Annotated in this window: 21 protein-coding genes and 1 tRNA gene; 16 read left to right on the top strand and 6 right to left on the bottom strand. The window is 32.0% G+C overall.

Annotated features, from left to right (window positions below; translation table 11 throughout):
* The first annotated feature begins 1 nt into the window (after position 1).
* Both LJ207_RS04975 and cysE read left to right on the top strand, forming a co-directional pair.
* The gene (locus LJ207_RS04975; RefSeq protein WP_229344656.1) at positions 2 to 1,063 is read left to right on the top strand and encodes a hypothetical protein; all 1,062 of its coding nucleotides are present in this window, start codon (positions 2 to 4) and stop codon (positions 1,061 to 1,063) included.
* Between the two features lie 90 nt (positions 1,064 to 1,153).
* On the top strand, positions 1,154 to 1,810 hold the full coding sequence (gene cysE / locus LJ207_RS04970; RefSeq protein WP_229344654.1) for a serine O-acetyltransferase: 657 nt from the start codon (positions 1,154 to 1,156) through the stop codon (positions 1,808 to 1,810).
* Between the two features lie 90 nt (positions 1,811 to 1,900).
* On the opposite strand, the gene LJ207_RS04965 is transcribed toward cysE, so the two are convergent.
* Together LJ207_RS04965 and cysK are read right to left on the bottom strand one after the other, a co-directional pair.
* Positions 1,901 to 3,013 carry a DUF362 domain-containing protein gene (locus LJ207_RS04965; RefSeq protein WP_229344652.1) on the bottom strand — a complete coding sequence of 371 codons (1,113 nt, stop codon included), beginning with the start codon at positions 3,011 to 3,013 and terminating at the stop codon, positions 1,901 to 1,903.
* 162 nt (positions 3,014 to 3,175) lie between these two features.
* On the bottom strand, positions 3,176 to 4,087 hold the full coding sequence (gene cysK / locus LJ207_RS04960; protein ID WP_229344650.1) for a cysteine synthase A: 912 nt from the start codon (positions 4,085 to 4,087) through the stop codon (positions 3,176 to 3,178).
* 192 nt (positions 4,088 to 4,279) lie between these two features.
* Here cysK and LJ207_RS04955 point away from each other — a divergent pair, with 192 nt between their 5' ends.
* Positions 4,280 to 4,630, top strand: a complete 351-nt coding sequence (locus LJ207_RS04955; protein ID WP_229344648.1) for a phage holin family protein — start codon at positions 4,280 to 4,282, stop codon at positions 4,628 to 4,630.
* Positions 4,631 to 4,681: 51 nt separating this feature from the next.
* Entirely contained in the window at positions 4,682 to 5,317 is a 636-nt protein-coding gene (locus tag LJ207_RS04950; RefSeq protein WP_229344646.1) for a hypothetical protein, read from the top strand.
* A gap of 115 nt (positions 5,318 to 5,432) precedes the next feature.
* On the opposite strand, the gene LJ207_RS04945 is transcribed toward LJ207_RS04950, so the two are convergent.
* Positions 5,433 to 6,713, bottom strand: a complete 1,281-nt coding sequence (locus LJ207_RS04945; RefSeq protein WP_229344644.1) for a glutamate-cysteine ligase family protein — start codon at positions 6,711 to 6,713, stop codon at positions 5,433 to 5,435.
* Between the two features lie 229 nt (positions 6,714 to 6,942).
* On the opposite strand from LJ207_RS04945, the gene LJ207_RS04940 reads away from it, so the two are divergent.
* Together LJ207_RS04940 and LJ207_RS04935 are read left to right on the top strand one after the other, a co-directional pair.
* The gene (locus LJ207_RS04940; protein WP_229344642.1) at positions 6,943 to 7,539 is read left to right on the top strand and encodes an outer membrane beta-barrel protein; all 597 of its coding nucleotides are present in this window, start codon (positions 6,943 to 6,945) and stop codon (positions 7,537 to 7,539) included.
* 161 nt (positions 7,540 to 7,700) lie between these two features.
* Positions 7,701 to 8,867, top strand: a complete 1,167-nt coding sequence (locus LJ207_RS04935; protein ID WP_229344640.1) for a nucleotide sugar dehydrogenase — start codon at positions 7,701 to 7,703, stop codon at positions 8,865 to 8,867.
* 41 nt (positions 8,868 to 8,908) lie between these two features.
* On the opposite strand, the gene LJ207_RS04930 is transcribed toward LJ207_RS04935, so the two are convergent.
* Both LJ207_RS04930 and LJ207_RS04925 read right to left on the bottom strand, forming a co-directional pair.
* Positions 8,909 to 9,394, bottom strand: a complete 486-nt coding sequence (locus LJ207_RS04930) for a hypothetical protein (protein ID WP_229344633.1) — start codon at positions 9,392 to 9,394, stop codon at positions 8,909 to 8,911.
* 24 nt (positions 9,395 to 9,418) lie between these two features.
* Positions 9,419 to 10,525: a hypothetical protein gene (locus LJ207_RS04925; protein ID WP_229344631.1), complete on the bottom strand. Its 1,107-nt coding sequence runs from the start codon at positions 10,523 to 10,525 to the stop codon at positions 9,419 to 9,421.
* A 167-nt stretch (positions 10,526 to 10,692) separates the two neighbouring features.
* Between LJ207_RS04925 and LJ207_RS04920 the strand changes: the two genes are divergently transcribed.
* The 9 genes from LJ207_RS04920 (at position 10,693) to LJ207_RS04880 (ending at position 20,421) form a co-directional block, all read left to right on the top strand.
* Positions 10,693 to 11,319: a class I SAM-dependent methyltransferase gene (locus LJ207_RS04920; RefSeq protein WP_229344629.1), complete on the top strand. Its 627-nt coding sequence runs from the start codon at positions 10,693 to 10,695 to the stop codon at positions 11,317 to 11,319.
* A gap of 154 nt (positions 11,320 to 11,473) precedes the next feature.
* Positions 11,474 to 15,010: a pyruvate:ferredoxin (flavodoxin) oxidoreductase gene (nifJ, locus tag LJ207_RS04915; protein WP_229344627.1), complete on the top strand. Its 3,537-nt coding sequence runs from the start codon at positions 11,474 to 11,476 to the stop codon at positions 15,008 to 15,010.
* Between the two features lie 127 nt (positions 15,011 to 15,137).
* Positions 15,138 to 15,785, top strand: a complete 648-nt coding sequence (locus LJ207_RS04910; protein WP_229344625.1) for an alpha/beta fold hydrolase — start codon at positions 15,138 to 15,140, stop codon at positions 15,783 to 15,785.
* Between the two features lie 108 nt (positions 15,786 to 15,893).
* Positions 15,894 to 16,400: a GGDEF domain-containing protein gene (locus LJ207_RS04905; protein ID WP_229344623.1), complete on the top strand. Its 507-nt coding sequence runs from the start codon at positions 15,894 to 15,896 to the stop codon at positions 16,398 to 16,400.
* 18 nt (positions 16,401 to 16,418) lie between these two features.
* Complete coding sequence (locus LJ207_RS04900) at positions 16,419 to 16,844, top strand: MgtC/SapB family protein (protein ID WP_229344622.1); 426 nt, start codon at positions 16,419 to 16,421, stop codon at positions 16,842 to 16,844.
* A 22-nt stretch (positions 16,845 to 16,866) separates the two neighbouring features.
* Positions 16,867 to 17,283 carry a secondary thiamine-phosphate synthase enzyme YjbQ gene (locus LJ207_RS04895; protein WP_229344620.1) on the top strand — a complete coding sequence of 139 codons (417 nt, stop codon included), beginning with the start codon at positions 16,867 to 16,869 and terminating at the stop codon, positions 17,281 to 17,283.
* A gap of 68 nt (positions 17,284 to 17,351) precedes the next feature.
* Positions 17,352 to 17,843 (top strand): BsuPI-related putative proteinase inhibitor, encoded by a 492-nt coding sequence (locus LJ207_RS04890; protein WP_229344618.1) that lies wholly within the window; start codon positions 17,352 to 17,354, stop codon positions 17,841 to 17,843.
* 86 nt (positions 17,844 to 17,929) lie between these two features.
* A tRNA-Arg gene (locus LJ207_RS04885) sits at positions 17,930 to 18,006 on the top strand.
* 342 nt (positions 18,007 to 18,348) lie between these two features.
* Complete coding sequence (locus LJ207_RS04880; protein WP_229344617.1) at positions 18,349 to 20,421, top strand: EAL domain-containing protein; 2,073 nt, start codon at positions 18,349 to 18,351, stop codon at positions 20,419 to 20,421.
* A gap of 79 nt (positions 20,422 to 20,500) precedes the next feature.
* Here LJ207_RS04880 and LJ207_RS04875 read toward each other — a convergent pair whose 3' ends face one another.
* Positions 20,501 to 20,938: a Dps family protein gene (locus LJ207_RS04875; RefSeq protein WP_229344615.1), complete on the bottom strand. Its 438-nt coding sequence runs from the start codon at positions 20,936 to 20,938 to the stop codon at positions 20,501 to 20,503.
* A gap of 388 nt (positions 20,939 to 21,326) precedes the next feature.
* On the opposite strand from LJ207_RS04875, the gene LJ207_RS04870 reads away from it, so the two are divergent.
* Positions 21,327 to 22,283, top strand: a complete 957-nt coding sequence (locus tag LJ207_RS04870; protein ID WP_229344614.1) for a sulfurtransferase — start codon at positions 21,327 to 21,329, stop codon at positions 22,281 to 22,283.
* The last annotated feature ends 176 nt before the right edge of the window (positions 22,284 to 22,459 follow it).

Raw genomic sequence — 22,459 nt, 5'->3', positions numbered from 1 at the left:
TATGTCTGAATATGAAGAAGAATTTGTTGAAGATTTTGTAGAACAATTTGACTATGATTTTGAAAAAATATTTGCTTTTAAAAGTGATAGTTTAAATTTACAGGAACAACTTTCTACTTTAAGGAAAAAAGATTTAAGTGAAATAAGAAAGAATCTCAATGTAGAGGGACTTAGTCAGTTAAATAAAGATGAATTAATAGCAAAACTTGCTGATTTAATTCCAGAATATTTAGCAAAAATTATTCCGTTTTTAGCTAAAACTAATTATCATTTTTTAAATCATGTTATTAACTCTGGTCAAAAAAGCTTTGTCATTGATGCAGAAAAAATCGAGGTAGAGGAATTAGATTTAGCTGCTTTTTTATTTAGTTATGGTATAGCATATCCCGCTTTAGTTGAAGAAGGGCTTTTATTTGTTTTTCCCGATGAAATTTATTCTGTTTTAAAAAAGAGATTAAAAAGTAATACAGTCAAAGAACAAATTGAAATTAATCAAGATTTATTGTTAAAAAGCTGGGCAGTGCTTAATTTTTACGGAGTTATGGAAACACACGCTTTATATAAAAAAATAAAAGAATATAGTGATATTGAGGTTGGAGCAGATCATTTCAATAATGTTTTATATTTAAACTCCAATTATCATAATGTATTACAGGAAACTGATGGAATTATAGCTTTAGATCAAGTAATGGATATTGAATTTATTTATAATGAGCAAATGGCAAGAGATATTGATTATGCTGATATTCCTCAAGCTGATTATGATAAAATAATAGAAAAAGGTTCAATAGTATTTAATTTCGCCCAAAAAAGACTGCAAAAATATCTTGTAAAAAACTATGAACTTGAATCTGAAGAAGCAAAAGCTTTAGTCCATTATATTTCTACTTTAATTCAAAATGGTTTAAAGAAAAGTGTTATTAGTGACGAATTATTTTCAATTATTGGTAGAGATAAGCAGGGTGCTAAAGCAGAAATTGGTCAATTATTAGTAGATATCAATAATCAGTCAAGGCTCTGGTTTTTAAAAGGACATAGACCCAAGGATCTTGTTCAAAACTAAAAGCTTGCATTAGATTTGCTTAGAACATATAATAAAGTTGAGTGATTAACTAATGATTGCCATATAATTACTGCAATGGGGGTTTAAATTATGTTTGATACTATTAGAGCTGATATAAATGCAGTTTTTGAACGTGATCCGGCTGCTAATAATATTTTTGAAGTTTTATTGACCTACTCAGGTCTGCATGTGCTTTTATTTCATCGTTTTTCTCATATTCTTTATAAAATAGGCTTAAGAACCTTACCCCGCTTCATATCTCAACTGGCTCGTTTTCTGACGGGAATTGAAATTCATCCTGGTGCCCAAATAGCTAAAGGGTTTTTTATTGATCATGGGATGGGAGTTGTGATTGGAGAAACTACTGAAATTGGTGAAAATGTTACCCTTTATCAGGGTGTTACACTTGGTGGTACGGGAAAAGAAAAAGGAAAACGGCATCCTACTATCGGTAATAATGTAGTTGTTGGTGCTGGGGCAAAGGTTTTAGGTTCAATTAAAATTAATGACTGTGTTAAAATAGGTGCAGGTTCGGTTGTGCTGACTGATGTTGAAGAAAATGCAACTGTAGTTGGAGTTCCAGGACGAGTTGTAATTAGAGATGGAAAACGTGTCCATCCCGAAAGAGAACTTGAGCATGCAGATTTACCAGATCCTGTGAAAGATCAGTTATTAGAATTAGAGGAAGAGTTCAGAAAGCTTAAAAAGGAAATTTTGGGCAGAAACTCTATTGATAAAACTGATTAAAAAATTAAAGTTCATAATTGCATAATATTATTTTAAAGATTAAAACCCCTTTCCAAAAGCTGGAAGAGGGGTTTGAGTGTTTTATAAATACTAGATTTTAATCAGTTCATAATCCCTTGAACCTAAAGCAAGTTCTTCAGCATACTCTATTTGTCTGATCCCACCATCTGTATCAGGATGAACATATTTAAATTTATTTTCACCTGGTTTTATCTTTTTATCAGCTAGAATTCCAGCTGCATATTGCTCATTATTAACCAAATCCAGGGATGCCTGTTCTAATGCCACTGGATCTTTAGAAGCCAGAATACCTATATCTTTTACTATAGCTCTATCATTCCAGCTCGCACAATCACAATCAGGAGAAACATTATTAACAAAATTTATGTAAGCACATTTATCCTTTTTGTCTTTGACTATACCATAGAAAAATTCTACCATTCTTTCTTCTACACCTTCACTGGTTGATTCCCATTCAATTGTAATTGCATCAGTTGGACAGGTGACCACACATTCTCCACAGCCTATACAGATTTCATGATCAATAGTACTTTCGCTTTCATTAATAGTTATACAATCTTCTGGGCAATATTTAACACACTGCAAACATTTTATACAGTGTTCTTCTTCAATTTCAGGTAACACAGCTGAGTGCATCATCTGTTTGCCTGCTCTACTGCCAAAACCCATTCCGACATTTTTAAATGTACCTCCAAAACCTGTTAGTTCATGACCTTTAAAATGGGCTAAACTAATTAAGGCATCTGCTTCTAGTATTTCTGAACCTACTTTAATTTTAGCAAAATGATTAAGGTTGACTTCTACATCTCTAGAGTTTTTACCTCTCAAACCATCTGCAATAATAACAGGAGCTTGAATTGTAGCATAACTAAATCCATTGGCTACTGCAGTATGTAAATGGTCAACTGAATTTGCTCTTTGCCCAACATAAAGAGTGTTAGCATCAGTTAAAAAAGCTTTGGCACCTTCTTTTTTTATATTTTTTACAATTTCACGGGTAAAAACAGGCCTAATAAAGGCTGTATTGCCTGGCTCCCCAAAATGCTGTTTAACAGCGGTTAAATCATTTTCGTCAAATAATTCGTGAAAGCCTGCTTTATAAAATAATTTACTTAATTTTTTAACTAGACTCTCACTATTTGAATTAGATTCCATATCTGCCATATATACTTTGCTTGCCATAATATAACCCTCCTATTAAATCTTTGCTTAGCTAAAAGATAAACGTTTTCTTAATTATATGACAAAAGTATAATTATAACAAGCAAAAAAATAGCCCTAGAGGTTGGGGGGCCTCCGGGGCTCTTAACAGGGGAAATTCTCTATTTCAATTATCGGATTTAACTAATTAAAAACACCTGTACTTAAATATCTTTCACCTGTATCAGGTGCTATTACAACAATTCGTTTATCATTACTTAATTCTTTAGCTAACCGGAGAGCTGCAGTTATAGCTGCTCCAGATGAAATGCCTACAAAAAGACCTTCCTTTTTAGCTAAAACTTGTGTCATTTCATAAGCTTCTTGATTACTAACTTTTTCGATTCTATCTATAATATCAGTATTTAAAACCTGAGGTATAAAACCTGCTCCCATTCCAGCTATTTTATGTGGTCCGGGTTTTTGACCAGACATCACTGCTGAATCTGTAGGTTCAACTGCTGTTATCTGTACATCTTTAATTCTTTTTTTAAGTATTTCTCCAACACCAGTTACTGTACCACCAGTGCCAACACCAGCTACAAAATGATCTATTCTGCCCTCTGTATCTCTAATTATTTCTAAAGCTGTTGTTTCTCGATGGGCATTGGGATTAGCGTCATTTGTAAATTGAGAAAGAACAACCCCATTTTTTGCGGCAGCAATTGCTTCTGCTTTTTCTATAGATCCTTTCATACCTTTGGCAGCATCTGTCAGAACTAATTCTGCTCCATATGCCTTCAGCATCTGTCTTCTTTCTACACTCATTGAATCAGGCATGGTCAAGATAACTTTATATCCTCTTGCAGCACCGACCATTGCAATACCTATACCTGTGTTTCCACTTGTGGGCTCAACAATTACTCCACCTTTTTTTAGTTGACCTGATTCTTCAGCTTTATCAATCATATTTACTGCTATTCTATCTTTTACACTTCCACCTGGATTAAAACTTTCCAGTTTGACTAAAACTTCTGCTTGATCATCTGTTATTAGATTGTTTAAGCGAACCATTGGTGTATAGCCAATTAATTTAGTAACATCTTTATGAATCATTGTGAGCCTCCTGCTTAAAATTTTATAAAAGTTGAGTACTTTACTTTACTTTATTATAATACAGCATATTCTGGCTGTCAAATATAATTTTAAAAATGTATATGAATTTATGATATAATAAAGAAAAGCAGGAATAAATTAAAAATCAAAGAACTTATATATAAGTAGTTTTGTTGATTGAGGGGGTATATTATGAAAGGATACTCAAGTTTTTTTGCTAAAGTATTTTCAACCATGATAGCCTTATTAGTTGCAGCTTATATACTGCCTGGAATTAGTGTAAGTGGGATTTGGGCTGGCTTTTTTGCTGCTGTAGTTTTAGGCTTTGTGAATGGATTTATTAGACCTATTTTTACAATTTTAACCATACCTTTTACAATATTAACTTTTGGATTATTTCTATTTGTCATAAACGCTATTATGTTGGCTTTAACTTCTGTTTTAGTGCCAGGATTTATTGTTAGTGGTTTCTTTTCAGCTTTTATGGCATCAATTATTATTAGTATTGTATCTAGCTTTTTACACGATTTGATGGAAAAATAGTATCTGAAAATATAAATATAATTTCTTCTACAGAGGGAGGTTCAATTAAAGATGAAAAAGAAAATAGTGATTTCAACTATTTTAATAATGATGTTAATATTTTTTTCAAGTACTGTTATGGCAGATCAGCTCCGCCTACAGAATGGAGAAAATTATAGGGGTGAATTGTTAAACGATAGTTTAAGAATTAGAACTGATTATGCAGAAATCAATATACAGAGCAACTATTTAAATAATATAATTAGAGAAGATGGGAGTTTTGTTTTAAGGGCTGTAGAAAATAATCGTTTTAGAGGTGAGTTGTTAAGTGAATTAAGATTTGAGACTCAAAATGGTGTAATAACTATAAGCAGTGATGAACTTCATTCTCTAGAATTTCGTTCAAGCAGCCGATTTGATAATAATAAGCAGGCTTCTATCACAACTAAAAATAGAGATTTCTTTTTTGCTAATTTAATGAGTGACAGCATTAGTATTCAAACAGCTTTGGGTAGTCCCTTAAATGTTAATTTTAATAATATAATAAGCATTGAATATTTAGAAGATGAAGAATTATATTTAATTAATAGAGAAAATGCCGAGGACATCAAGGCAGAATTTGCCCAGGAAAAACTAATTGTTTGGCCAGCTGCAGGAGAGATCTTTGAACTTGAGCTTAAACATTTACAGAGATTAGTTATTAACTAGAGGATATTGTCAATGCCAAAGATTTTTAGAACACAAAATTCAACTAGTAGAATATATCATAAAAAAGCAGCCTGAGAAGGCTGCTTTTACCTTGTATGCCGAGTGTGATTATCTTTTAGCCAATAAAAGTTTGCTTTTGATTTAAGATACACCAATCAAGATAATCTTTTTGACCTGCTTTGATATTTTCAAGAGTTTTATTTTTAAATTTTCCGTATTTATTATATATTTTTTTAAGTGGAGCTAAATATTTTTTCTCTGCTTGAGGTAGAGAAGACTCAGCCATAGAAATTAATTCTTTAATTAATCTTTCTCTTTCTTTATTTTCTTTATCATTAATAATTTTTGTCTTAAATTCTAAAAACTCTTTTTGATTATACTGCAGTGATAATTTATAGAGTTCCGCTACATTTTTTTTCGGGCAAAATAAACCTTTCAATAAAGCAATAAAAGCAAAATTATAGGGATAGGGTAGAGCATCTGCTGCTCTAATTTCAATATATTTTTTAGTTCTAACATCAGGAAAGGCCATTGAAAGAAAATGTTCTATTTCCTCTTTTTTATCACTTAACATTACTTCTTTTAATAATTTATTGCCGGTAAAAACAAGTTCTCCATCTTTTTTAGCCAATATTGGCGGCATATTAAGCAGATATTTTGCGTAATCACTATAAGCAAATTCTTTTTCAAATATATTATTGATAATTCCTGAGCGATCTGGATCACAGCCATTCCAAATTTTTGCTCTCATACTTGCCTGAGCTGTAATTTCAGATTCAAAAAAAGGAGTATTATCAAAAAGATAATAAATTAGAGGTGTTAAAAAAAAGGCGCTTCTCATCTTTTTTATATAATCTTTTTCATTTACATAATCAATGCTGAGCTGTAAGGAGGCTGTTCCCTTCATCATATTATGAGCGTATTGACCTTTATCTGCAAAATACTTATACATGTATTTATAGCGCTTTTTAGGTAGAAGAGGAATATCTTCAATTGAATCCTTTGGTTGATAGCCAATTGCCAGCAGTTTTTGCTCCCAGTTATCAAGTATAGGGATAATCTCTGCTAAAAAAGAAAGATATATTTTTTCAATAGCCTCAATTTTAGCAAAAGGATTAATGCTAATTTCTAACTGTCCCCCTGGTTCAATAGTAATAGCAGCCTGATTATTATTTAAAGCGACCAAATGCTCACCTTCATAAATAGGCTGCCATTTATTTTTGGCCATTTCTTTTAATAGTTCTTCTATACCCTGGTTTTCATAATAACTTACAGCACTTAAATCTTTATGGACAACAAAATGCTCAAACTCTACTCCTATTTTATGATCTTTTTTATTGCTTTCGGCTTTTTTAAAATAATCAACAAAAGCATCTATTTGCGCCTGGTAATTCATGTTTGACCTCATTTCTTATTATATTTCTTAGCATAAGTTAATTAAATAGCTTATATACATTATTATAAGATAAAGTTAAAAATCCTGCTTTTGACTATAATTTTATAAAACTCTTAGTAATAATTTAAAAAAATTTAGAAAATTATGAAGGTATTTATCAAAGAATGTCGAAATAGCTTATAGTATAATTTTATTTATTTTAAATCACCCTTAGGAGAGGAGTTTTGTTATGAAAAAAGTGGTATTTTTATTGGTTATTTCTCTGATTGTGTTTAGTGGGGTGGCAGCAGCTCAAACTGGTGGAGACTTTGTATTTAGGCTTGGTTATGATATGAGTGGAGAAATGGACATTGATGGAGAGGATTATGATGTAGAAAGCGGTTATTCTTTAACTGCAGAATACAGATTATCAGCAGCCGATAATTTTAGTTATGGGGCAGGAATTACTTATCAATTAGAACGAGATGTTGACATTACTGATGGCCCAGGAGATGTAGGTTTTAATTATACACCAATATATTTACTGGGTGAATATCGAATGGCAGAACAGCCTCTTTATTTTGTTGGCCACTTAGGTTATAATCTATTTTCAATTGATGAAGATGTTGAAAGTGAAAGTGGGGGGCTTTATTATGCCTTAGGTGGGGGAATAGAATTTGAAGATCGCTATCTTTTAGAACTGCTTTATACAGTCAATAACAGCAGCATAGAAGTTGAAAGCGGAAATGGTAATAATGAAATAACACCTGCACAAAATGAGAATGAGTTTGAAGATATAGATCTTAAATACACTAAATTTACAATCTCCTTAGGAATTAAATTTTAAGAGTTGATTTTAAGTTAATAGCCTGTAATTTAAGCCCTTTCTTTAGCAGAGAGGGCTTTTTTGTGCTTGAAAATGGTAAGATTTTGTAATAGAATAGTATTTGTGAAATAATTATAATAAGCTTTAATAATAAAATTATTTAATGATAGGGAGCGGATAGAATGAAGATAACTGTTTCAGGTGCAGGATATGTAGGTTTATCAAATGCAGTGCTTTTAGCGCAAAATCATGAGGTAACAGCAGTAGATATAGTTGAAGAAAAAGTGGAAATGATAAATAGAAAGGAATCTCCAATTGTAGATGCTGAGTTAGAAGACTATTTGAAAAACAAGGAACTTAACTTAACTGCAACAACTGATGCAGTTAAAGCATATCGAGAGGCTGATTTTGTAATTATTGCAACTCCTACTAATTATGATCCCGATCAAAATTATTTTAATACTCGAACAGTTGAAGCTGTTGTTGCTAATGTTTTATCTTTAAATGAAGATGCTGTAATGATTATTAAATCAACAGTTCCTGTTGGTTATACCAAAGAACTGCGCAAAAAATTTGATAGTGAAAACATAATTTTTTCCCCTGAATTTTTAAGGGAAGGCAAAGCACTTTATGATAATCTTTATCCTTCTCGCATTATTATAGGTGAAAAATCAGAGAGAGCAAAAAAGTTTGCTGAGCTGCTCAAAGAAGGTGCAATCAAAGAAGATATCCCAACTTTGTATACTGATTCTACAGAAGCAGAAGCAATTAAACTTTTCGCTAATACATATTTAGCTATGCGTGTTTCTTTTTTTAATGAACTTGATACCTATGCTGAAATCAGAAATTTAGACAGCAGACAAATTATTGAAGGAGTAGGTCTTGACCCTAGGATTGGTGACCATTATAATAATCCTTCTTTTGGTTATGGTGGTTATTGTCTGCCAAAAGATACCAAGCAGCTTTTAGCTAATTATGAAGATGTACCCAATAATATTATGAAGGCTATTGTTGATGCTAATAGGACCAGAAAAGATCATATTGCTGATATGGTCATTCAAATGAAGCCAGAAGTTGTTGGGGTATATAGATTAACCATGAAAAAAGACTCTGATAATTTTAGGCAGTCATCTGTACAGGGAGTTATGAAAAGAATTAAGGCTAAAGGAATAGAAGTAATAGTCTATGAACCGGTTTTAGAAGATGATGATTTTTACCGTTCAAAAGTTATTGAAGACTTAGCTGACTTCAAAGAAAAATCAGATGTAATTGTTGCTAACAGAATGAGTGATGAGCTCAAAGATGTAGAAGATAAGGTTTATACAAGAGATTTATTTAATAATAATTAAATTAACTCAAGTCTTAAAATAGCCCTCAATTATGAGGGCTTTTAAAATTCTATACCAATTGTAGTAATTAGACCTGCATCTGCAAAAGGATGGATTTCCAATTTGTAGGGACCTTTTTCAATTCCAAAGCCAAAGACAAAGCCAGGGAAGGTTCCCATATTATGCATCCAGGTACTGTGCTCTCCACCTTCATCATCATAGCCGTGAATTATTCCATAAGTGAGTTTAGCATTAAACTTAAACCCTCTTCTTTCAAAAAGCGGATAATATCTGCCAGAATAAAAATACCAGGTAGGCTGTCTATAGCTGTTTAAAAAATATGAGATTCCTTTCAACTTCTTATCTTGATAGTGATACTCTATGCCCATCAAATTTTGATGATTATTATGATAATCCCTTGGTGTATAGTGAGTTGTATAAATACTTGTATGGAAATACAGGGAACTATTTTCTTGAGCCATAATCTGTTTGGGCAAAAACAAAGAAAGAAAAATCAAAAACAAAGCCATAATTAATTTTAAAATCATCTAAAAAATAGTCCCTCCTGATTTCTATTTTTGGGGAATCCAAAAGCTGCTTCTAGATCTTGCTAAACTCCCGTCATTAAGCACTAAGCGTCCAGTATAAAAGTCCCAGCCTTCAATTTCAGTCACATAAAAACCTGGGCCAATATCTACTAAATTCAATTCTCTGCTCAAAGGCTCCCGCATAAAAAGTTTAGCCCCATCTCTATACCCTTTTATTGTAACATATTCTCCTTCTTCTGCAAAAGATCCCAGTAGTTCTTTAGATTTGGCATTAAGCAAAATTAAATCATCAACTGTATAAGCAAACCAGGGATAAGTTCTGCTGCCCATTCTACTTTCTAAAACCCCACTTAAACTCTCAATTTCTTCTTCTACAGAAAAAGGATAATCAGGATGTGGATATACATCCACAAACTTATTTCCGTTTCTTTCTAGGCTATTTTCAAACAATTCTTCTATATTGGAGCTTATTATTAGCTCAGAATCAATCTCTTTCTCCTTGTTCGTGAAGCCCCAGGAATGGATCGTGATATTTCCCTCTGCAAAAAGCTCTGCGATATCAGAAGAAATATAGGCTACTTCAGACTTAGAGATTGAATAAGATCCCTGTCTTTTTGTAATCTCTTCTTCTTTAACTCCTTTAAAATTAACTAAGGCTTGATCTGATATGATAATAATATTCAAATTTTCTTTACTATTAGCAAAGGTAGTTGTTAAGGGATAGAATAATTTATCACTTTCAAACTGGAAAAAATTAGCTGGTTGAGCTTCATTTGATTGAGCTGGACCACCAGGTCTAATTGCTATTTCATTTTCACCTAATCTGGGATCAAAATCGATAATTTTTTCTAACTGTTTAGTTCTTAAGTATTCTTCAGCTCTTTTAATCAAATCAAGGCTGGAACTTCTATGTTTTATGTCTAAACTAAAATCATGTAGAGCTGTTTCAAGCTTAAGCTCTTCAGCTGCAGTGATTATTTGTTCACTGCCATTCCAGGCAATTAAAACTTCTGTTTCCGTTTGAGTAATTTGCTGAAAATTATCATTTGGAAAAGGAATTCTTTGCCCAGCAGTTAAAGGTGTTGTTAAGAACAATAAAAAAATTAATGAAAAGAAGATTATTTTTCTCATAATAAACACTCCCTTGTTTTTACTTATAACTATATTTTCGTCATCTTGAGATTAAATCCTGCAAAAAATAATGAAGTCAGTTTAACAGACAAAATTAAAGAGCTAAAATATAATTATAATAGAAAGCAATTTTTAAATAAAAGCTATAAAGTAGAAGAGGTGAAAAGATGGATCTATTTAGTCTAATCGCTCCCGTTTTTGATCTGGCAATGAATCTTTCTGGACATAATAAAGTACTTGTTAAGCTTGGTGAAAAAATCGAAGCAGAAGAGTTAGAAGACATTTTAAAAGCTAATGCACAAAATGAGCCTAAACAATTATTAGATCTAGGTGGAGGAACAGGTGAGTTAGCAAAACATCTACCTGAAGCTGTAGAGATAACAATTGCTGACCCTTCTAAAGCAATGCTCAAAAAAGCAGAAAAAAAAGAATTTGCGCAAAAACTAGATTTAATTTTAGCAGATGGTGCTGATTTACCTTTTTCAGATAATAGTTTTGACTATTTAACTATTTCTGATGCTCTACATCATTTTAGAGAAGTAGAAGCTGCATTATCAGAAGCGAGTCGAGTATTAAAGCCGGGTGGTAAAATATACATTTTAGATTTTAACCCTCAGACTATTTTTGCAAAAATTATTATCTTTTTTGAAAAATTGGCAGGTGAACCGGTTAATTTCTATTTACCTGATAAATTAACAGATTTAATGGCTGAAAATTGTCTTAATTCCAGTTATGAATATCTGAATAAATCACTTTATTTAATTAAAGCCAAAAAATGTTTAGAGGAGTTTTAGATTTTAATGTTTTATTATAATTATTCTAATTATTTCGAATAAAGAATTTTGCCATTATTAAGCTGTGAAATATTTGACAGCTCCTTTGTAAAGTATTATACTTAAAGAGGAAATAAAAATAAGAATTTACCTTATAATAGGAGGGAAAATTATAATGGCAAAACAAATGAAAACCATGGATGGAAACACTGCTGCAGCTCATGTGGCTTATGCATTTACTGATGTGGCAGCAATCTATCCTATCACTCCTTCATCTCCGATGGCTGAACTCGTCGACTCTTGGAGTGCTCATGGTCGTGAAAACATTTTCGGCCAGCAAGTTAAGTTGACAGAAATGCAGTCAGAAGGTGGAGCGTCTGGTGCTGTACATGGTTCACTGGTTGCTGGTGCTTTAACAAGTACTTTTACAGCTTCACAGGGGCTATTACTGATGCTGCCTAATATGTATAAAATCGCTGGGGAATTATTACCTGGTGTTTTTCATGTTAGTGCTCGTACAGTTGCTACTCATGCTCTTTCAATTTTTGGAGATCACTCAGATGTGATGGCTGCCAGACAAACTGGAACAGCTATGTTAGCTTCTGGTAGTGTTCAGGAGGTAATGGATTTAGCAGGGGTTGCTCATTTATCCGCTATCAAATCTAGTTTACCATTTGTTCATTTCTTTGATGGTTTTAGAACTTCTCATGAATATCAAAAAATTGAGGTTTTAGACTATGATGATTTAGCAGATTTAGTTGATCACGGAAAGGTCAGCGAATTTAGACACAGAGCTTTAAATCCCGAACATCCTGTGACAATGGGTACAGCTCAAAACCCAGATATATTCTTCCAGGCTCGTGAAGCAGCAAACCGTTTTTATGATGCTGTTCCTGATATAGTTGAAGAATATATGCAGGAGATTTCAGAGTTAACAGGTAGAGAATATCATCCATTTAATTATGTAGGAGCAGAAGATGCAAAATACGTAATTATTGCAATGGGATCAGTGACAGATACAATCGAAGAGACAGTTAAATATCTGGTTGACAAAGGAGAAAAAGTTGGTTTAATTAAAGTAAGACTTTATCGTCCTTTCTCCGAGAAATACTTCATGAAGGCTCTTCCAGAAACTGCTGAGAAGATTGCTGTACTTGATAGGACCAAAGAACCTGGTGCAGTAGGGGAACCTCTTTATGAAGATGTAAGATCATTATTCTATGATAAAGAAAAAAGACCTGTGATTGTTGGTGGACGTTACGGATTAAGTTCTAAAGATACTACACCTACTCATATCAAAGCAGTTTTTGATAATCTCAGAAAAGATGATCCTAAGAATGCATTCACCTTAGGTATTGAAGATGATGTAACACATACAAATCTTGAACCTCAAGAACATATTAATACTTCTCCAGAAAGTACAGTTCGCTGCAAATTCTGGGGCTTTGGTTCTGATGGAACAGTTGGAGCTAACAAAAATGCGGTTAAGATTATTGGTAATAACACTGATAAATATGCTCAAGCATATTTCTCTTATGACTCCAAAAAATCTGGTGGTGTAACTGTATCTCACTTGAGATTTGGAGATGAACCAATTAAATCTACTTACTTAATTGATGAGGCTGATTATGTAGCCTGTCATAAAGAGTCATATGTTGATAAATTTGATATGGTATCTGATCTTAGAGAAGGTGGCAAATTCTTGCTTAACTGCACCTGGTCTGAAGATGAGTTATCAGAAAAATTGCCGGGTGAAATGAAAAAATATATTGCAGAAAACAATATCGATTTTTATACCATTGATGGTGTGAAGATTGCTCAAGAAGTTGGTTTAGGTGGCAGAATCAACATGGTTATGCAGACTGCCTTCTTTAAACTAGCTGATATTATTCCATTTGATGAAGCTGTAGAATATCTCAAACAAGCTATTGAAGATACCTATGGCCATAAAGGAGAAAAGATTGTGGAAATGAACCATAAAGCTGTTGATAGAGCAGTTGATGCTTTAACTTCAATCGATGTTCCAGCAGAATGGGCTCAAGCCGAATCTGAAGAAGTTGAAGAGGAAGAAGATGTACCTGCATTTGTTAAAAATGTTCTGGAAGTAGTTAACAAACAAAAAGGTGATGATTTACCTGTAAGCACTTTTGTAGGTCGTGAAGATGGTCACTTCCCTCCAGGACTTTCTAAATATGAAAAGCGTGGTATCGCTATCAATGTACCTGACTGGAAAGATGATATATGTATTCAGTGTAACCAGTGTGCTTTAGCATGTCCACATGCTGTAATTAGACCTTTCTTACTTGATGAAGAAGAAGCTGCAAATGCTCCTGAAGGGTTCACAACTTTAGAAGCAAGAGGAAAACAGCTTGAAGGTTTAGAGTACAAAATTCAGGTTAGTCCTTATGATTGTACTGGTTGTGGTGTTTGTGTAGATGTATGTCCAGTTAATGCTTTAGAAATGGAATCATTTGCTAAGATGACAGAACAAGAAGCAGACAATTGGGAATATGCAATTAATGAAGTCTCAATTAAAGATGATCTGATGCCTGCAACTAATATTAAAGGTAGTCAGTTCCAGGAACCACTACTTGAGTTCTCAGGTGCTTGTGCAGGTTGTGGAGAAACAGCCTATGCTAAGCTGGTAACTCAATTATTTGGTGATAGGATGTTAATTGCTAATGCAACAGGTTGTTCTTCAATCTGGGGTGGTTCTGCTCCTGTATCTGTTTACAGCACAAATGAAGAAGGGCATGGACCTGCCTGGGCTAACTCATTATTTGAGGATAATGCTGAATATGGTTATGGTATGTATCTAGCCACAGAGCAGATTAGAGCTAAAATTGCTGATCTTATGGAAGAAGCAATTGAGCTCAACCTAGATGAAGAACTAAATGAATTAATGAAAGAGTTCCTTGATAATATGCAGGATGGTGAAAAAACAAAAGAACTGAAAAAAGAAATGATGCCATTACTTGCTAAATATAGTGATAACGAAGTTATTGCTGAGATTGTAGATCGCAAAGAATTTATTGTGAAAAAATCTCAGTGGATCTTTGGTGGAGATGGCTGGGCTTATGATATCGGTTTTGGTGGTTTAGACCATGTAATAGCTTCTGGTGATGATGTGAATGTCTTGATCTTTGATACAGAAGTTTATTCTAATACCGGTGGTCAGTCCTCAAAAGCTACTCCAACTGCTGCAGCTGCTAAATTTGCTGCTTCAGGTAAGAAGATACAGAAAAAAGATCTGGGTCAAATGGCTATGACTTATGGTTATGTCTATGTTGCTCAAATTTCATTAGGTGCTAATATGAATCAGGCTATTAAAGCTATTGCTGAAGCTGAAGCATATGATGGACCTTCTGTAATCATTGCTTATTCACCATGTATCTCACATGGACTTAAGTGTGGTATGGGCTGTAGTGTGACACAAGAAAAAGATGCTGTTAAATCTGGTTACTGGCATCTATTCCGCTTTAATCCAGAACTTAAAGCAGAAAACAAGAATCCATTTAGTCTGGATTCTAAAGAGCCTTCTGAAGACTTCCGTGATTTCTTATTAAGTGAGGTACGTTTCTCTTCCTTACAACAAACATTCCCAGAAATCGCCGAAGAACTCTTTGCAAGGGCTGAAGAAGCTGCCGAAGAGCGTTATAAATCATATAAACGTCTCGAAGAAGCATATGCTCCAGAAAAAGAAGAAGAGTAAGCTCTTCTTAACAAAATATAGATAGTTGAAAAGACAGCGGTTTCCCGCTGTCTTTTCATACTTAAATAAAGTTAGAATATTATGTTAATAATAATTTGGTGATTTTAAAGTTTTGGGGGAGTATTTGATGAAAGAAAAAGTGATATTATTACATGGCTATTATAAGAAGAAAAATGATATGCAGGTTCTTAAAGAAAATTTAACTAAACTTTCTTATCAAGTGATTTTATTTGAACTGCCCTTAAGCTTTAAAACCATCAAAAAAGCAGGATTAATTTTCAAAAATAAGGTGCAAAAGCTTAAATTAGAACTTGCTGAAGATGAAAAAATAAATTTTGTTGCTCACAGTTCTGGAGGATTGGTCATTAGAAATTATCTAGCAGAGATTGAAGATAAAAGTCATATTAATAGAGTGGTTTTAATTGCTACTCCTAATTGTGGCAGCAGTTTAGCTGTGAAGGGCAAAAAATACCTGCCCTTTTTTACAAAGATATTTAAAACTTTAGATTCTATTGTTCCTACTGAGCTAGCTAAGTTACAATTATCTAAAGGAGATGATATAGAAATTGGTGCTATTGCAGGCACCAAAAATAATCTTTTATTAGGCAAATTGTTAAAAGATGCAAATGACGGCAGAATAGAGGTAGATTCTGTTAAAGCTGATTTTTTAAGTGATTTTATAACCTTACCTTATGGGCACAAAGAAATTCATTATCAGCTTGAAACTGCAGAGGCTGTTGATTGTTTTTTACAAAAGGGAAAATTTAATTGTTAAATAATAATAATTTTTTAGAAGCAGGATAGAGCAAATTTTTCTTGAATTATATAATCATCAGATAGATTATGCAATAAATATTTAATTTTTGCAAAGGTGGGATCAATAGTGCGAAAAGATTCAAAGAGCTCAAAAAAGTTAAAGGATTTGTCTGCAGAAAATAAGAGATTAAAAGCAGAATTGAAAGCCAAAAATGAAGAAATAAAATATTTAAGCTATCATGATGAACTAACAGGGCTATATAATAGAAAATTTGTTTATGAAGAGCTGGAAAGGCTTAAAGAATTAGGTAGTTTTCCGATCAGTGTAATAATTGTTTCTTTGAATAAACTTAAAATGATCAATGAAAATCACGGCCATACTCAGGGTGATAAATATATCAAAAAAGCAGCTGATTTACTGCAAAAGAACTTTAAAGAAGGAGAAATTCTTGCCAGAATTGCGGGAGATGAACTGGCAGTTATTCTAAAAGAAACAGATCAAGAGCAAGCAGATAAAATAGCTGATAAAATAATTAATAGTTTTGCACAGACAAATCAGGATAATAATGAAGAATTTCCCTTAAGTGTTTCCTTAGGTACTTCAACAATGGATGCACGTGAAGCAGAAGTATAGAGGAGGTAGTAATTAGTTATGGTATTAAATTGGTTAAGTTATTTAAAGCTAATTTTAGCTGGAGTACTTGCAGCCTTAATTGGTTATGATAGGGAAAAACAAAATAAAGCAGCTGGGATAAGGACAAATGTAATAGTCTCTGTAATATCTTGCTTGATTATGATTTTATCTATTGAAGTTTCCAAGGTTAATCTTGATTATGGTATAACAGGAGATCCTGCTCGGCTAGCAGCCCAGGTTATTAGTGGGATTGGTTTTCTTGGTGCAGGTACTATAATTAAACAGGAAGATAAAGTAGAAGGTTTAACTACAGCTGCCAGCCTTTGGGGAGTGGCAGGCTTAGGCCTGGCAATTGGTTATGGATTATTTGATATTTCTATAGTAGCAGCTTTAATTATTTTTATTAGTTTAAGAATTGCACCATCAGTTAAAAAAAGATTATAATTTAAAATAAGGAGTGGTCTAAATGAAGTCAATCAGAAAATATCTTTATTTTAATACGGATAAGAGAATGGAATTAATTAATATTACAAATCAGGTTAGAGAGGTTCTTCAGGAAAGTGGAATAAAAGATGGTTTATGTCTTGTTAATGCAATGCATATTACAGCAAGTGTTTTTATTAATGATGATGAAAGTGGTCTCCATCAGGATTATAAAAAATGGTTGGAAGAGTTAGCCCCCCATGAGCCCGTTTCTCAGTATGCACACAATGGATTTGAAGATAATGCAGATGCTCATTTAAAAAGACAGATTATGGGCAGAGAAGTCGTAGTTGCTGTTACAGATGGTGAATTAGATTTTGGCCCCTGGGAGCAGATATTTTATGGAGAATTTGATGGTAAACGCCGTAAAAGAGTACTGGTGAAAATTATTGGTGAGTAAAAATTAATAATTGTTGGTGTTATAGTATTAATATTTGACTTAAAATAACACAGTAAGGAGGTTTTTTGATGGAGAAGAAAAAGCTTTTTTTGCTTATTTTTCTAATAATTTTAATCTCTACAGCGGCTGCGGCAAATTCTGTTGTTAATGATCGGCCAACTATAAAAAATGGAGACCAAATAAAGATGGAAGAAAATGAAGTTTTAAATTTAGAGTTAATTTTATCCGAAAAAGATTATTCAGTGCAAGATCAATTAGAACTTAAAATTGCTGTAATTAATAATAGTGATTCAGAAAGAACTTTAGAATTTAGTTCTGGTCATAAATATAATATTTATATAAAAGATGAAGCAGGAAATAGATTATATTCCTGGGCAGAAGATAAGGCATTTATTCAAGCTTTTCAATATGTAGATATTCCGGCAGATCAAACTCATTATTTTGCAGAAAAGATTGAACTATCTCAATTTGATAAGGGAAATTATATATTAGAAGTAGAGTTATTATCTATAAATTATGAATTTGCTGAGATCGAAAAAGAGTTTGAAATTACAAAATAATTAAGTTTAAGCCGACAAAAATAGCTGCAAAAATCCTTGACTAGATAAAGAAATACTGTTATAATAATTAATGTTGTAATTTAAATGCGCTCGTAGCTCAACTGGATAGAGCGACTGACTACGGATCAGTAGGCTGAGGGTTCGAATCCTTCCGAGCGCGCCATTTAAAATCATTTATATAACAGTAAACTTAAGCATCTCCCAGTGACTAATCACTTGGGAGATTTTTTTATTAAGCTTTTTTTATAAAAATCTTCTTTCTTATTAAATTAAAGGATTTTTGTCAACTTTCTTTAATTAAATAATATACAGACAGAATATAATTATATATTAAGCTAGTCTAGTTTAAGAAAGAAAAATAAAGATTGATAGATTATTTAAAAGGTTTAATTAGATAACAAATGGTCTAAACTGACTGCAGATTATTAGAGTTAGGGTGTGAAGTTCTAATTTTTATTTGGAATATAGTATAAAATAATATCTATTAAATAAGGAGATTATATTAATGTCAGATTACAAAGAATTAAAATACAACAAAAAAAGATATAATTCAATCTACCACAATGCACCTCTACCTTTTATTTCCTGGAATGCAGAAGGGAGAATTATTGATTTAAATCAAAAAGCAGAAGAATTGTTTGGTTGGAAGTTTAATGAAATTAAAAACAAGAAATTTATTTCAACTATAATTGCAGAGAAAGATCGTGAAGAATGGAAAAATTGGAAAAAAGAAGAAATAGAGTCTTTTCCTAATTATCTATTTAGTCAGGCAATTAAAAAAGATGGCTCAAGGGTTGATTGCAGCTGGTATAATAATCTTATTACAGAAAAGGGAAAAGTTAAAGAAGTAATTTCAATAGCAAGACATCGAAAGAATTATGCAAAAAAAGAAATCGACTTCAGTGTTTTGCAAAAAGCCATTAACGAAACTGATAATTGGATTGTTGTAACAGATTCAGATGGGGTAATAAAATATGCAAATACTACTGTAAAAGAAGTAACAGGTTATGACAAAACTGAAATTAATAAAGAAGACCCATCATTATTTAAGTCAGGTAAACATGATGATGAATTTTATAAAAATCTTTGGGAAACCATTAAATCAGGGGAAGTTTTTAATGATGTAATAATTAATAAAAAGAAAAATGGAGAATTGTTTTATTCAGAACAAACTATTACTCCAATTAAAAATAGTCAAGGTGAGATAGTTAATTTCATTTCTGTTGGTAAAGACATAACTCAAAATGAGAAATTGAAGCAAAAAATAGAATATATATCAAATTATGATCTAAAATTTTCTCTGCCAAATCGTAAAGCTATAGTTTCTAAAATCAATGATTTAATTAAACTAGATAAGCTGCAGAAACTTGCAGTTATAGCAATAAATATCAATAAAATAAAACATTTAAATGATCTATATTCATCTGATAAAAACGTAAACTCTTTGATGAATTTAGCGGCAGATTTAATTAACATAAAAGCTGATAATAGAAAAAACAGTGTGAAAATTGATAAAGAGCATTATCTGGCCTATTTGGGTGGAGATAAATTTGCTTTAATAATTGATAATCTCAACTCAATAAATAAAATTCACGAAATAGCAGAAAAAATACTAAATTTATTTGCTGAACCAGTCAACTATAATAATAATTCTTTGATGTTAAATGCAAGTTTAGGTATTTCTATATATCCTGATGATTGTAGAGCTTCTGAAAGTTTGTTATCAAATGCAGAAGTAGCATTAATAAAGAGCAAAAAAAATGATTATGCTTTTTTTGATCGCAAAATGAATTTAGAAATAAAAAGATATAGTCAAATGGAAGCTCAATTAAATCAAGCGATAAAAAATGATGATTTTATAATCTACTATCAACCATATTATTGCGGCCAAAATCATAGTTTATATGGTTTAGAAGCTTTATTGCGGTTTAATACAAAAGATAATAAGTCTATTTCACCCGAAGAATTTATCCCAATTTTAGAAGAATCTAAATTGATCAAAAAAGTTGGTTTAATTGTTATTAAAAAAGTAATAGCTAATTTAAAGAGATGGATTGAGCTCGGCTATCAAGTTGTGCCAATATCGATTAATCTTTCTGCAAAACAATTAGAAGACAGAAAGCATTTAGAAAAAATATATCAAATTATAACAGAAAGTGAAATTAATAATTCTTTGATAAGGTTTGAAATTACTGAGTCAAGTGCTATGGATGATGTAGATCATAATTTAGAAATTATGAGAACAATGAAAGAAAAAGGTTTTGCGATTGCTATAGATGATTTTGGTACCGGTTATTCTTCTTTTAGTTATTTACATAAATTCCCAATAGATTTTTTAAAAATTGATATTTCCTTTATTAGAAATATGACTTTAAACAAAGAAGGTAAAGGTATTGTTGAGGCAATAATTAATCTTGCCCATGTCTTGAAATTGAAAACAATAGCTGAGGGAGTTGAAACCGAAGCAGAGTTAAAACAACTTAATGAGCTGAATAATGATTATGTTCAAGGATATTATTTTAGTAAAGCAATGCCTATAAAAAAAATAGAAAGTTATTTAAAAAGTTTTATTAAATAAAAAAATATAGTCCATTCAATTGAATGGACTATATTATCATTACTACTAAGGGATGTTATTATTAAATTATTGATTTTTATTAATCTACCAGCATTGATCTAAGAAACCATAGATCTTTGCTGTAGCCAGCTACATGCTCCTCAAACTCTCCAACTACTTTAAAATCTCCATCTTCATCAGCATCATTTCTGATTTCTGTTGCTAAAGCTTTCATTTCTTTAAGATCAGCTGCAACGATTTCTAGTACTTCCTGGCAGCCAAATACTTTAGCGTCTAATTCTTCGATTGTTGCATTTTCAAGATAGTCAGTCATTTTTACTAAAGGCATTTCAGCTTTCATTTTCATTAGTTCAGCTACTTCGTCAAATTTTTCGAAGAAATCATCATATAAACCTTCTGTGTATTCATGAACCTGGACAAAACGCTTGCCTTCAACATTCCAGTGTAAATTGTGAAGTTTTGTATTCAACACAGCAAGATTTGATAAGTAAGTTTGCATTTTTTCATAATTTTTCATTTTTTTAACCCCCATATTTTTTAATCAACTTTACTAAGAAAAATTCTTATTAAGAATCATTCTTATTAACTCTATAAATATAATACAATATATATGCTTGTTTGTCAAGTTTATAAGCAAATTATTTTTTAAAAATTTTAATAAACTTTGAAAGATGAACTTTTAAAAAAATAAAAAAGAAATGATAATAACAATCATTTTAAACAACAGCTAAAAAAGTTATAAAAATCACACAATAACTTAATTTTTTGTGTAAAAAGACAAAATAAAGTGTTATATTTCATATTTTTATATAATTTATTTTCTCAATATTATAGTTATAATATACTTAACAATAAAGATTGTGAAAAAAAAGACAATACAAAACTCTAGGGGAGGCAAAAACAAAGTGCAAAAGAAAACGATAATTGTTTTAGTAGTAGCTGTTTTAATTCTTGGTGGAGGCTTATTTTATGAATCAACTCTTTATACTGATTTAGATATTGATATGGAAGGTTATGTTCCGATTGAAGAAAGAGGATATGAAAGTACGGATTCATTAATTAGTGCGATGGAGCTTAATGAAATCAAAGATCGTGATGATGTAGCAGTAATTGATTTCAGAAGAGCTGATGCTTATGCTATGGGTCATATTCCTGGTGCGATTCAGGTTTGGAGATCAGATGTAACCGATCCAGATCATGAATATGCTGGTATGAGAATTTCTCATGAAGGCTTAGCAAATTGGCTGGGTGAAAATGGAATTAGCAATGATGATACTGTAGTTGTTTATACTTCAGGTGGTGGTCATGATGCGGCAAGAATGTGGTGGATGATGACCATGTTAGGGCATGAAGATGTTAGATTATTAGATGGTCAATTAGATTTCTGGCGTGCACTTGATTATGATATTGCTCTTTCAAGTCCTGGTAGAGATGCTGTAGAATATGAGATGGGTGAAGTTGATGAATCCTGGCTTGTTACAGCTGATGATATGCTAGCTGCAATTGATGATGAAAATATAAATATTGTAGATACTCGTAATAATGATGAGTATACTGGAGCAATGCAGAGGAATCCAGCTGAAAGAGCAGGAAGAATTCCTACTCCAATCTGGATAGAGTGGACAGAAAATCTTAACGAAGATAACTTGATCAAAACAGCTGATGAATTAAGAGATATTTATGAAGCAGAAGGAGTAACTCCAGATAAAGCTGCTTATAATTATTGTCAGTCAGGTGTTCGTTCTTCTCATACAACATTTGTCTTAAGTCAGTTATTAGGTTATGAAGATGTTGCTAATTATGATGGCTCCTGGATTGAGTGGAGTGCTAGAGAAGATCTTCCTATTGAATCAGATCAATAAATTTGATTGAAATATAAAGTTAAATAATTATAAAAGAGCATTTGTTCTTCCGGATTAAATATATCCAACTTATGAGGATATAAAATCAGGGAAGAATAAATGCTCTCTTCTTTTAATTTTTGCAAATCTCCTTCTTTACTTTCCCTGCAGGGTTATTTAAATAAATAGTAGAGAAG

Origin of the sequence: Halanaerobium polyolivorans, from assembly GCF_020711195.1 — a bacterium.
Lineage (GTDB): Bacteria > Bacillota > Halanaerobiia > Halanaerobiales > Halanaerobiaceae > Halanaerobium > Halanaerobium polyolivorans.
This window is presented reverse-complemented; position numbering and strand designations above follow the sequence as displayed.